Source organism: Candidatus Melainabacteria bacterium RIFOXYA2_FULL_32_9, from assembly GCA_001784615.1.
In the GTDB taxonomy this organism is placed as follows: Bacteria; Cyanobacteriota; Vampirovibrionia; order Gastranaerophilales; family UBA9579; genus UBA9579.
In genome coordinates this window covers 1-12,276 of sequence record MFRQ01000039.1, presented here as the reverse complement: position 1 = coordinate 12,276, position 12,276 = coordinate 1, and the positions used below count along the sequence as shown (strand labels likewise).

The following is a 12,276-nucleotide window of genomic DNA, read 5'->3' as shown; positions in this document are numbered from 1 at the left end:
TGATGAAATTGAAAATACAGGGGACACAATAAGAAGAAAGAATAAGATTAAAGCCAAAAACCTAATGAATATAGCTGTAAGCTTTAATGATGAAGAAACTCTACAAAAAATACAAAATGTACTATTTAGCCTGTCTCCTGAAGAAATGCAAATTTTTAAAAACTATCTTAATGAGAGAAAATTTCTCAGAATGTCAAATCATAATTCAGAAGAACAAAAAGTAATCAATAAAATTGTAGGTATAGCAGTATCATCTGTTCCAAAAGATAAATATTTAAAGGATATATATGAGGAATACACCAAAAATCTAAATATTATTGATGAAATAAAAATTAGATTGACTAAAACAACCAATTATAAAGAATTAAATATACTTATGGAAAAATTAGATGATTATAATGAAAGAAATGTTGAGTTATTAAATATGATTAATAATCGGGTAGAACAGTAATATTATATTAAATTAATCAGTTTTGGCCAAAAAATTAATACTCCAACAACTGTTGCTGTTATTGCGCTTATAAATACTGCACCTGCTGAAATATCTTTTGCCATTTTTGCAAGAATTGAATATTTATTACCAAAATAAGCATCTATTACAAACTCGATAACAGTGTTTATAAGCTCAGCAAATAACATAAAACCAATAGTTAAAACTAATATAGCTAATTCAACTGTCGATAATTCTAGCAAAATGGCTGCAATGATTACTCCAGTTCCGATAAATAAATCAGCCCTAAAGTTTCTTTGTGATTTTAATGCAAGCATCAAGCCTCTTATTGCAAACTTAAGGCTTATGAATATGTTAGATGCTTTATATTTGGTCATTTATAAATCTTTCTTTACCTGAATATCTTACACTAAATATTTGATATGAGTTCATTTTGAATATTTAACATGCTTTCAAGAGATTCTTCATCTGGATGATCAAATCCAAAAAGATGTAAAATCCCGTGGCTCAAGAGAAAGAAAAATTCTTCTCTCAATGTTTTGCCCTCTTCTTCAGATTGAATTTTTGCTGTTTGTGCAGAGATTATAATTTCTCCCAGAAATATTTGATTATCTAAAATAATCCTGGTTTCAGGACTATCTGCAAAAAGAGCAAAAGATATTACATCTGTGGCGTTATCTTTTTCTCTATAATCTCTGTTTATTTCTCTAATTTTGCTATCATCACAAATTAAGATATCTATACAAAGATTATAATCATTTAAATTATATGTGTTTAATTTTGAATGAGCAGTGATTTTAGGGTTTTTAACCAGATAATCTAGCATATTGCAGCTAATTTTTTCCAGCTCAGCCTCATTAATAAGGATCTCATCCTGTTCATTAGTTAAAGTAATGCAGTATTTATCCATTCTTTTCTTCTTTTACTTCCTGCTTTTTTTGGGATTCTCTAACAAGATCTTCTTCAATCTTTTTTGCAGATTGGGCTAATTGGATGTTAATATTAGTTTTTTGTCCCAACTCTTCAAGAATATTCTCGTGGTATTTAATTCTGTGGTGCTGCATACCCCTTAAAATTCTATTAAATGTTGAGGCTACGGTTTTTATATCTTTTTGAGTTAGAGGACTTTCTGATAATTGTCCATCAAGAAGTCTTTCTTTAATGATTTTATCTATTACTTCCTCTATTTCTGTAGGAGTTGGATTTTTTATGGCTCTAACAGCAGATTCAACAGCATCAGCAAGCATAAGAATAGCTGTTTCTTTAGAGGCCGGTTTTGGTCCTGTATACCTGAATTGTTCTTTAGATATATTATCAGAACCTTCTGTTTCCAAGGCCTGTTTATAGAAGTAAGCTGCTAATCCATCTCCATGGTGCTGTATAATAAATTGATGAATAATATTAGGTAGCTTATATTCTTTTGCTAATTCTATTCCATCTTTAGGATGTGCTGTTACAACCATTTTGCTTAATCTTGGATTTAATTTTTCGTGCGGATTCTCTATTCCAAAATAAGATTGATTTTCAACAAAGAATAAAGGTCTTTTTAACTTACCAATATCGTGATAAAAAGCCCCTACTCTAGCTAGGATTGGGTTAGCACCAATAGATTCAGCTGCGGCTTCAGCTAAATTGCTAACCATTAAGCTGTGATGATATGTTCCGGGAGCTTCAAACTGTAATTTTTTAAGTAATATTTGATTATGATCCGCAAGTTCTGCAAGACCGTAAGGAGTGATTATTTTAAAAGCGCTTTCAATTAATGGCAAAGTTCCAAGTGCAATAATACCACTAATTATACCACTTACAAACCCTAAAGTGACTTCAGTTATTGTTAATCCTAGATTTGCTTCTTCGAATTTGTTTTGTAATAAGTAAATACTTAAAATTATAAGTACTTGAATGAGGGCTACATCAAAACCTGCTTTGACAAGGTCCATTCTTCTATAGTAATTAACAAGGCTTGCTGTGAATGTGGCAATCATGCCGCCTATCATAAATACTGTGATTGCTTCAATTCTATACTGTAAAGATACACCTATTATGGTAATAAGAAGTATTGTAGCTATTAATGATATTCTTGAATTAGTAAATATAGTTAAAAGAATTGCAAAGGCAGGAATTGGGATTATATATACCGGTATACTTGCCGGTAAACTAACTGCAAATATAACTACTGATATAGCTAATAGTGACATAAGTGATAAATAGGAAGGGGTTGTATATTTAGAGTCAAAGTTAATTAGAAAATACGCCATGGTATATAAGCATATTCCAACTAAGCATAGAACACCAATTATTCCGGTTAAATCCAGAGGAGAAGCATTGTAACCAAGCTTTTTTAAAGCATCTATTTGAAGCTTAGTTACGTATTCTCCGGTTGAAACTATTTTTTCGCCATTTTTAAAGGTAACTACCACGGGGCTGACTGATTTCATTGCATTTTTTTTAGCGATTGATGTTGCTAATTCATCGACAACTCTGTTTGGATAAAGTATTTTTCTAATTAGTATTGTTGTTGTTCGTTTTTGGATTTTTGGAAGAGAATCATCAATATTTTCGACAATAAACTCATCTGCGTACTTTTTAATTGATAATTCTTCGCTTGAAACCCCATTTTGTAGAATCTTTTCCAGGGCGTTTTGTGATTCATAAGAAATTTTTAAGAAATTCTTATCTGATGTTTTAAACAAGTAAACGATAATTGAAGGATCAAAGAAAGAGTTTTCTCCCGGTTCACTGAGTAAATCGGCTATTTTTTGTTTCTTTATTTGATATGTGCTATTTTCTGCTCTAATCAGTTTTACAGAAGCTAAAAGATCTTTTAAATCTGATTTTATATCTTCACTTCTAGTGTCTTGAGGTGGAGTTAAAATAGGACGAATTCTCTCTGACCATTCACGTTTTCTTCTTTCCGTTTTTTCTGTATCAACAACGTGAATGGTTTTTGTAGAGACTATATCCTTTTTGCTTCTTCCATTCTCAATTATGTTCTGAAACAGATAATAACGACTTGATAACAGCACTGTAAGTACAATTAAAGTGATAAGAAAGATTATTATGTTTATGCTTTTGGGAGAAGATAATATGTCTGTTATTTTTGATATATATTTTGATTTATCTATCAATACTTAATACCTTTGCTTATTTGTGTACTTGAACTAACTTACTATTTTATACCTTTTCTATCAATACAACAATATTCTATCAATCTTAAGGACTATATTCTAATTAAAAAGAAAATTTATTTAGGTAGGTTAAATGAAAGTATTAGCTTGAATTTAAATATATCAAAGAACATAGGATAAAAATATATTTTTATCATTTATTTTGTGTGAATATTTCATATTATTTTTATATAAGAAGTTATTATTGTTTTTTTGTGCAGAGTTGATGGTACCTGATATTGTAATTTTGTATTATTGGTGATAATATTAAAAAGTCTCGAAAGAGAGTGGGTGACTTGCCCACTCTCTTCTGCCTAAAAGGAAGAAAGTGTTTAGAGAAACCATAAAATCAGGATAAAAATGACAAATAATATAAATAAAAAAGATATTTTGGAAAAAATAACCCCTGTTATTGAGGATATTGCACATCAACTAGGTTTGATTGTGCTTGAAACCAATTTTGTACAAGAAGCAGGAAGATGGTGTCTTAAGATTTTTATATATAGTCAGGATCATCCTGTTACTCATGTTGATTGTGAAAATTTAACAAGGGGCCTGAATGGTTATCTCGATACTTTAGTTCCTATCCCTTACTGTCTCGAGGTTAGCAGTCCAGGATTAGAAAAAACTCTAAAATCGACAGTGGAGTATAATATATTTAGAGGCAAAAAAGTTGAGATTAAATTAAAGCAGCCGGAGGAAGGGCTTAAAAAGTTTTTAGCAAAAATCATAGATTACAATCCGGAAACCGGATTAAAAGTTCAGGTACTGGATACAGAAAAAGAAATAATTATAAAAGATCAAAATATTTCTTCGGTTAAATTAAAAGCTGATTTTTTAAAGTATAAAGGAGATTAACGTGATTAAAATAGGAGCAGCACTTCTTGAAGCAACAGAGCAATTAGAGAGAGAGAAAGGTATTCCAAAAGATATAATTATCAGATCTCTTTGTGATGCAATGGTTACAGCTTACAAGAAACATATTAGATCTCAAGACGTCTCTAATATTGAAGCTCAAGTTATTGAATCTACAGGTGAATTAGGCGTATTTCGTCGTAAAGAGGTAGTAGAAGAAGTAGAAAACGAGCTTACAGAAATAACTCTTGAAGAAGCTAAAAAAATTGACAAGCAAGCAAAGCTTGGAGAAGAAGTTTTAATTGAGGTTACTCCTGATGACTTTGGACGAATTGCTGCTCAATCTGCAAAACAGGTTATTGTTCAGCGTATTAGAGAAGCTGAAAGGAAGTTAATCCTTGAGGAGTTTACCGAAAAGAAAGGTACTCTTACTACTGGAATAATTCAGAGAGTTGAATCACGAAATGTAATCGTTAGTATAGGTAAAATTGAAGCTATTTTACCTACAAGAGAACAAATACCGGGTGAATATTACAGAGTTAATGATAGAATCAGGGTATATGTTCTTGATGTTAAAGAGACTACACGTCTTCCTCAAGTAATAGTTTCTCAGGTTCATCCAAGAATTGTTCAGGAGTTGTTTGAATTAGAAGTTCCTGAAATTGAAGATGGAATTGTTGATATTGTATCTATAGCAAGAGAAGCTGGTTATAGAACAAAAATAGGTGTTGCAAGTAATGATCCTGAAGTTGATCCTGTAGGAGCTTGCATAGGACCAAGAGGAAGCAGGATACAGACTATCGTAAATGAACTTAAAAATGAAAAAATTGATATTATTAGATACTCTGATGATCCTGTAGAATACATTATTAATGCACTTTCTCCAGCAAGAATAGTATCAGTTGAGATTCTGGCAAATACAGAAGAAGTTAGAGAAGCTCTGGTTATAGTTCCGGATGATCAGTTGAGTCTAGCTATCGGAAGAGAAGGACAAAATGTTAGACTTGCTCATCGCTTAACCGGATGGAGAATCGATATTAAGAGCTTAAGTCAAATTGAATCTGAAGAAGGTTCATATAATTACGGTGAACAAGAAGAGTATGAAGAAGAGGACGCTTGATAAAAAAGATATAATTAGAAGATGTGTTGGATGCGGTGAATTAAAAGAAAGATCTCACCTTGTAAAAATTACAAAAACACATGATACCTGTGAGGTAGTTATATCACCAACTTCCAGACATTTTGGCCGTTCTTCATATCTTTGCTACAATAAAGAATGTCTGAAAAATGCAATAAAGAAAAGAAGATTGCAAAAGGCATTAAAGAAGGAGATATCAGCTTCAACATTGGAGCATTTAGAAAATATAATACACAAATAAATTGTGTTAAAAATAGTACAATAATATAAAAGGGCAGAAATTAGGAGATAATTATACAATGACAGCAGAAAAAGTTAGAGTTTATGATTTAGCAAAAAAATTGGGGCTTCCAAACAAGGAAGTTATTGATCTTCTTGCTGAAAAATTAAATGTTGAAGTCAAATCACATGCCAGCACTATTACTAAAGAAGAAGCTGACAAATTAACCAATTCAATAAATGCTGCTCCATCTCCTCAAAAAACAAAAGAACCTGCTCAATCAAAAGAATCTCCTAAAACTTCACCAGAAAAAGTTCAAAGCCGAGAAGAAAAAACAGAAATTAGACCGCCTCAAGATAGAACAGGTCAGAGACCACCATATGATAGAACTGGCCAAAGACCGCCTTATAATGGAACCGGTCAAAGGCCTCCATATGACAGAACAGGTCAGAGACCGCCTCAAGATAGAACAGGTCAGAGACCACCATATGATAGAACTGGCCAAAAACCGCCTTATAATGGAACCGGTCAAAGGCCTCCATATGACAGAACAGGTCAGAGACCGCCTCAGGATGGAACAGGTCAGAGACCTCCATATGATAGAACTGGCCAAAGACCGCCTTATAGTGGAACCGATCAAAGGCCTCCATATGACAGAACAGGTCAGAGACCGCCTCAGGATGGAACAGGTCAGAGACCTCCATATGATAGAACTGGCCAAAGACCACCTTATAGTGGAACCGGTCAAAGGCCTCCATATGACAGAACAGGTCAGAGACCGCCTCAGGATGGAACAGGTCAGAGACCACCATATGATAGAACTGGCCAAAGACCACCTTATAATGGAACCGGTCAAAGGCCTCCATATGACAGAACTGGTCAAAGACCTCCTCAGGATAGAATGGGTCAGAGACCTGATAATAGGCCTCAAATTCCTACTAAAAAACCTGTAATTTCAAGAGAAGATGTTGAAGTATCTAAAACACCTGGCAGAAGAGAGGTTTTTGGTAAGAAAAAAGATAAACATAAAGAGAGAGAAACGGTTTTATCAAAAGAAGAAAAACTCGAACAAACCAAACTACAGGAATTAAAGAAGAAAAAAAGAGAAATAGAAGAACAACAAGAAAAAGAAAAAATTACCCAAGTTGTAATTAATGTGCCTCTTAGTGTTGGTGAATTAGCTTCAAAGCTTGATGTTAATGTAGCTGATGTTATAAAACAGCTCATGATGTCTGGATTTTTGGCTACTGTAAACCAGACAATAGATACTGCAACAGCAAAAAATGTGTCTGAAGCATTAGGGTTTACAGTAATTGAAGAGAAAGCTGAGGAAGCTAAAGAAGAGGTTAAAGAGCAAGAAGATATTGATGAATCAAAGCTAGAATTTAGAGCTCCAGTGGTTACAATTATGGGGCACGTAGATCATGGTAAAACAACACTTCTAGATTCAATTAGATCAATAAGACATAAAATTGTTAATACAGAAGTTGGCGGTATTACTCAATCTATTGGTGCTTATACAGTAAGAATAGATGGTAAAAAAATAGTATTTATTGATACTCCTGGTCACGAAGCCTTTACAGCAATGAGAGCAAGAGGTGCTCAGGCGACAGATATAGCTATTCTTGTTGTTGCAGCTGATGATGGTATAATGCCACAAACCATTGAAGCTATTAGTCACGCTAAGGCTGCAAAAGTACCAATTATTGTAGCTGTAAACAAAATTGATAAAGCAGGAGCTGATCCTGATAGAGTTTTACAGCAGCTAACAGAATATGATCTCGTTCCTGAAAAATGGGGTGGAGATACTGTATGTGTTGAAGTAAGCGCCCTTCAGGGAACGAATATTGATACGCTTCTTGAAATGATTATCTTAGTATCTGAATTGGAAGATCTTAAAGCTGATTACAACAAAAAAGCTACAGGTGTAATTATCGAAGCCAAGCTTGATAAAGGTAAAGGTGCCGTCGCAACTTTACTGATTCAGGCAGGTACTTTAAAAGTTGGTGATTATGTTGTAGCTGGCAATGTTTGTGGAAAAGTAAGAGCTTTATTAAGTGATGAAGGTGAAAGAATAAATGAAGCCGGACCAAGCACACCTGTTGAAATTTTAGGTCTTGCCGAGGTTCCTCAGGCTGGTGATAAATTCGAAGCTGTTGAGAGTGATAAAGAAATGAAAACTATTATTACTCATAGAAAAGAAGAAGAGAGAACATCTCGTCTTGATGCAATAGCACCGGCTCAGGTAAGAAAAGAAATGATCATCCAGAATCAAGAACAGGCTAAGGATCTTAATATAATTATTAAAGCAAATACTCATGGTTCAGCTGAAGCAGTAAGTGCTGCATTACAACAACTTGTTTCTAAACAAATATTTGTGAAAATTGTTCACGTTGGAATTGGTGATATTTCAGAAGCTGATGTTATGCTTGCAGATGCAAGTAATGCAATAATGATTGGATTTGCTGTAAAAGAAGATGCAAATGCTTTAAGAGTTGCTACTAACGTCGGTGTTGATATTAGAAAATATGATATTATCTATCAAATTCTTGATGATATTGAGAAAACAATGCTCGGTCTTTTACAACCAGAAATTAAAGAGGTTGAAATAGGTACAGCTGAGGTGAGACAAATATTTAGTATTGGAAAAACATCCAAAATAGCAGGTTGCTATGTATTAGATGGTAAAATAATCAGAAATAAAGTTGCAAAAGTCATTAGAGATGGCAAAGAAATATATAAAGGTGTTATTGATCAGTTAAAACGTTTCAAAGATGACGTAAAAGAAGTCGCTTCTGGTTATGAATGCGGTATATCATTCAGTAAATTTAATGATATTCAAGAAGGAGATATTATTAAAGTATCAACTATGGAAGAAATTGAAAGGGAAGTTTTAGTTTAAGTAATAACCGACATGGTCATTACTAATATGTAATAAACCGAATAAAATTTTATTACTTTATTAAGAAAGCTTAAGTTTCCTGAGTTTCACCAGTTTTGGGGGTAATTATTATGTATACAAGAAGCGATCGTATAAGAAAAGCACTAATTAAAGAAATCAGCGATATAATACAACGGCATGTGAAAGATCCTCGTATTTCAGGGATTGTATCAGTTACAGATGTTGAAGTTTCTGCAGATTATAAGTATGCAAAAACCTATGTTAGTGTTTTTGGAACTGAGGAGCAAAAGGAACAGACATTAGAAGCTCTTCAGGATTCTACTCCTTATATCAGAAGCGAAATTGGTAAAAGAGTGAGACTAAGATATACGCCAGAAATTGAGTTTATCAGAGATGATTCTCTTGAAAGAGGAAGTAGAATTACAGAGCTGATTGACAAGATATCAAGAGGTGAATTGTAGTTTGGTTTCAGGCAATTTATTTGGAATAATAAACGTTAATAAACCGGTAAAATTTACTTCTCATGATGTGGTAAGCAAACTTAGAAAAATATTAAATATTAGACAAATAGGTCATACAGGAACCCTTGATCCCTTAGCGGTTGGGGTTCTTCCTGTATGTATAGGTAAAGCAACAAGAATTATTCAATATCTGGAAGGTTCAAAAGCTTACAGGGCTTATGTTAAGCTAGGAATAAGGACAAATACTTATGATGCAGATGGTGAAATTATAGAAGATAATCCCGTTAATTTGGATTTGCAAAGAATTCAAGATGCATTAAAAGAGTTTCAGGGTGAAATAACACAAAAACCTCCTATATATTCAGCTGTTCATTATAAAGGAAAAAGATTATATGAATACGCAAGGGCTAATATTGAAGTAGAGGATATTCCTGAGCGTAATGTTCATATTAATTCAATAGAATTATTGGATATATTAAATAAAGATTCGGATCATCCAACGCTTATTGTTGATATTGATTGTTCAGGTGGTACATATATAAGGTCTATAGCTAATGATTTAGGTGATATACTTGGTTATGGCGCAAGTCTTGATTCTTTAATCAGAACAAAATCGGGTAGATTTACAATAGATAAAAGTCATTCCCTTGAAGAAATTCAAGAATTCTTTAGGTCTGGCAGATTAAATGAGATTCTTATTAATCCCGTTGACGTAATTAACTTAGAGCGTGTTAGTATAACTGAGGATCAAATAAATAAAGTTACAAAAGGCCAATATATTAAAATTTGTGATGAAAATAAGTTAGCTAATATAGAAAAAATACAGCTTATATACGAAAATAAATTAATCGCAATTGCTAGAATAGAAGAAGATAAAGCTTTCCCTATAAATGTTTTCGTCTAATAAATTAGAAGTGTAAGGAGATAGTTATAAATGAGAAGAGTGGGCTACATAGCTGTTTTTACACTAGCTATAAGTTTGTTTTTTACCTTATTAGTTTATTCTTTACCAACACAACAGGTTAATACCTGTCCTGGTAAGCCATATCCTGTAAGTAATTTCTTAACAAGAGGTTTACAAGGGTTAACAGGTTTAAACTGGGGTGCTGCAAAAATAGTTGAGTCACAGATTGAAAAACATGTTAAGAAATCTCTTGATAAAGGACAAGTAAAAGTTCATATAAAACCTTATAGTGCCATGGATTTATTGGCAGGAAAACTGAAAAGCTTTGATGTAAAGGCAAATAATGTTGTAATTGATGGTTTTTTTATATCATCTGCGGAAGCTAAAAGTTTATGTAGTTTTACTCATATTGATTATGAAAAAGACCCTATAGTTGCACTTGCCCCCATCTTATTAGGATATAAAGTTACTTTTACAGAAAATGACCTTAATAGCATTATTTCCTCAAAGGAATATAAAGATAATTTGACCAAAATCAAGCTAAAATTTAGTAATAGTGACATTAGTCTTATTGAATTTTTGAATCCTGATATTGATATTGATGGCAATAAAGTATTCATATCAGCTGATATGCACTTTATTGGTACTCCAAAGTTTGTTATTATCCCCGTAAAAATGGGAACCGGGTTAAAGGTAAAAAATAATAGAATCAGACTTAATGACGTAAAGATATTATCAAATACTTTTGGAAAGAATATGACAATAATTTCTGAGTTTTTAGAAAAAATGACTCTTGCTGTTTTTGATATAAATAGTCTTGGAAGTGAGAATACAGAAATAACTATTAAAAATATAAATGTTAATAATGATAGAATTGATATAGAAGGAACTTTCTGGATAGCATCAAAGCAGTATCAATATAAGTAATTTTAAATTTTCAAAAATTGGTAATATCCATTACCTAACTTAGGTTAACGACTAAAGCCTTTGAAGCAGTAAGACTTAGTTTAAAGTTATAAGTTATCGTTGGAGCACTACTCAAAAATTTACTAAAACCTAGTGAGGTTAATAATGAAGATATCAAAAGGTTTAATAATAATTTTAATTTTTATAGTACTAGTTATAGGGCTTGGCATAGCTTATAAAAATTCTAAAATAATGCCAGAAAATATAGTTTCTATCTATTTAGTTAAGTTAATTGATAAGGAAAAAACAGAAGTTGTATCAGTTACGAGAAAAGTACCTCATGGTAATGAGCCTATAAATATTGCTATTAGTGAACTTTTAAAAGGGCCGACATTAGAAGAGAAAAAAAATGGTTACTTTACAGAAATACCGGATAAAACTATCCTTTTAGGAATACGAGAAACCCAGGATAGAATCATAGTTAATTTATCAGAAGACTTTGGGATAAATGGAGGTTCTTCCAGTATGACAACAAGACTTAAGCAGTTTAATTATACTGTTCTTGATGTTATTAAGGATAAACCTGTATATCTTGAATTAGGTGGTAAGCCAGCAGAGTATATTGGTGGAGAAGGGGTAGAAGTTTCTCAGCCCCTTAAAAAAGCTAATTAGGAATTTTAATACAGGCATGGAAAAAGATCTTGATTATTATTTAAATCTGGACTGGACATTAGTTCAGGGAACAGATTTAGATTTTAATGGAAAACCCTATCATTATATTGAGATAAAAGAGTTTCCCAGTTTTGCTTATTGTGCTGTAAATCAGGAAACAGCTCTTGCTAATTATAAAAAGCAGTTAAAATTACTTCTTCAGGTTATGTTGGAAGATGAAGAAAAAATTCCCAATCCTGGAGAATATGAGGAAGATTAACTTTTGAATAGTCGTTTTTAAAATGAGCTAATGTTTCTGAAGGAGCCTTGCTTGCACGAAGTTAGCAAGCATAGTAACAGAAAATAGCTTACGGATGCCGAAGCGTCAATAAAATCTTGTAGGACTTTTGTTTGAGCCTGCCTTGCAGGCGAGTTAAGTCCGGTATGGATTTTAAGCCAATAATAAAGACCACCGCATAACTCAAATATTAAAAAAACCCAAAAATTGGTAGCTGTTTTTTATGAATAAATTTTGATTTGTTTATTGACAGGAGTTACGCAAAATAATTAAGAATATTAAAAATAGAGAATCCTGACTTTCCCTTTTTTGAAAAGAATGTC

12 protein-coding genes and 1 pseudogene (1 of these 13 only partly in view) are annotated in these 12,276 nt (G+C 32.5%); 10 read left to right on the top strand and 3 right to left on the bottom strand.

Going from position 1 to position 12,276, the window contains the following annotated elements:
- Positions 1–451, top strand: a pseudogene (locus tag A2255_07980) (hypothetical protein); it begins 23 nt to the left of the window's first position.
- Positions 452–453: 2 nt separating this feature from the next.
- Here the strand turns inward: A2255_07980 and A2255_07975 are convergent.
- The 3 genes from A2255_07975 to A2255_07965 are packed head-to-tail and all read right to left on the bottom strand — an operon-like array spanning position 454 to position 3,579.
- The gene (locus A2255_07975; protein ID OGI22063.1) at positions 454–828 is read right to left on the bottom strand and encodes a hypothetical protein; all 375 of its coding nucleotides are present in this window, start codon (positions 826–828) and stop codon (positions 454–456) included.
- Between the two features lie 32 nt (positions 829–860).
- Positions 861–1,361, bottom strand: coding sequence for an rRNA maturation RNase YbeY (locus A2255_07970; GenBank protein OGI22062.1), 501 nt, complete (start codon positions 1,359–1,361; stop codon positions 861–863).
- Entirely contained in the window at positions 1,354–3,579 is a 2,226-nt protein-coding gene (locus A2255_07965) for a hypothetical protein (protein OGI22061.1), read from the bottom strand. Before A2255_07965 ends, A2255_07970 begins: the two co-directional genes overlap by 8 nt.
- Before the next feature lie 399 nt (positions 3,580–3,978).
- Between A2255_07965 and A2255_07960 the strand changes: the two genes are divergently transcribed.
- From A2255_07960 to A2255_07920, 9 genes are all read left to right on the top strand, one after another.
- The gene (locus A2255_07960) at positions 3,979–4,476 is read left to right on the top strand and encodes a hypothetical protein (protein ID OGI22060.1); all 498 of its coding nucleotides are present in this window, start codon (positions 3,979–3,981) and stop codon (positions 4,474–4,476) included.
- Positions 4,477–4,486: 10 nt separating this feature from the next.
- On the top strand, positions 4,487–5,593 hold the full coding sequence (gene nusA / locus A2255_07955; GenBank protein ID OGI22065.1) for a transcription termination/antitermination protein NusA: 1,107 nt from the start codon (positions 4,487–4,489) through the stop codon (positions 5,591–5,593).
- A complete protein-coding gene (locus tag A2255_07950; GenBank protein ID OGI22059.1) occupies positions 5,574–5,852 on the top strand; it encodes a hypothetical protein in 279 nt (92 codons plus the stop codon). Before nusA ends, A2255_07950 begins: the two co-directional genes overlap by 20 nt.
- A 58-nt stretch (positions 5,853–5,910) precedes the next feature.
- A complete protein-coding gene (locus tag A2255_07945) occupies positions 5,911–8,733 on the top strand; it encodes a hypothetical protein (protein ID OGI22058.1) in 2,823 nt (940 codons plus the stop codon).
- A gap of 110 nt (positions 8,734–8,843) precedes the next feature.
- A complete protein-coding gene (locus tag A2255_07940; GenBank protein OGI22057.1) occupies positions 8,844–9,194 on the top strand; it encodes a ribosome-binding factor A in 351 nt (116 codons plus the stop codon).
- Positions 9,184–10,098, top strand: coding sequence for a tRNA pseudouridine(55) synthase TruB (locus A2255_07935; protein OGI22056.1), 915 nt, complete (start codon positions 9,184–9,186; stop codon positions 10,096–10,098). Before A2255_07940 ends, A2255_07935 begins: the two co-directional genes overlap by 11 nt.
- A gap of 30 nt (positions 10,099–10,128) precedes the next feature.
- Complete coding sequence (locus A2255_07930) at positions 10,129–11,025, top strand: hypothetical protein (protein ID OGI22055.1); 897 nt, start codon at positions 10,129–10,131, stop codon at positions 11,023–11,025.
- A gap of 144 nt (positions 11,026–11,169) precedes the next feature.
- The gene (locus A2255_07925; protein OGI22054.1) at positions 11,170–11,676 is read left to right on the top strand and encodes a hypothetical protein; all 507 of its coding nucleotides are present in this window, start codon (positions 11,170–11,172) and stop codon (positions 11,674–11,676) included.
- A 16-nt stretch (positions 11,677–11,692) separates the two neighbouring features.
- The gene (locus A2255_07920; protein OGI22053.1) at positions 11,693–11,935 is read left to right on the top strand and encodes a hypothetical protein; all 243 of its coding nucleotides are present in this window, start codon (positions 11,693–11,695) and stop codon (positions 11,933–11,935) included.
- Positions 11,936–12,276 lie beyond the last annotated feature (341 nt).

Excerpts from the sequence above, each read along its gene's own strand:
- A2255_07970 (OGI22062.1), bottom strand. The coding sequence starts at position 1,361 with ATGGATAAATACTGCATTACTTTAACTAATGAACAGGATGAGATCCTT.
- A2255_07945 (OGI22058.1), top strand. The coding sequence starts at position 5,911 with ATGACAGCAGAAAAAGTTAGAGTTTATGATTTAGCAAAAAAATTGGGG.
- A2255_07975 (OGI22063.1), bottom strand. The coding sequence starts at position 828 with ATGACCAAATATAAAGCATCTAACATATTCATAAGCCTTAAGTTTGCA.
- A2255_07920 (OGI22053.1), top strand. The coding sequence starts at position 11,693 with ATGGAAAAAGATCTTGATTATTATTTAAATCTGGACTGGACATTAGTT.
- A2255_07960 (OGI22060.1), top strand. The coding sequence starts at position 3,979 with ATGACAAATAATATAAATAAAAAAGATATTTTGGAAAAAATAACCCCT.
- A2255_07925 (OGI22054.1), top strand. The coding sequence starts at position 11,170 with ATGAAGATATCAAAAGGTTTAATAATAATTTTAATTTTTATAGTACTA.
- A2255_07950 (OGI22059.1), top strand. The coding sequence starts at position 5,574 with ATGAAGAAGAGGACGCTTGATAAAAAAGATATAATTAGAAGATGTGTT.
- A2255_07940 (OGI22057.1), top strand. The coding sequence starts at position 8,844 with ATGTATACAAGAAGCGATCGTATAAGAAAAGCACTAATTAAAGAAATC.
- A2255_07930 (OGI22055.1), top strand. The coding sequence starts at position 10,129 with ATGAGAAGAGTGGGCTACATAGCTGTTTTTACACTAGCTATAAGTTTG.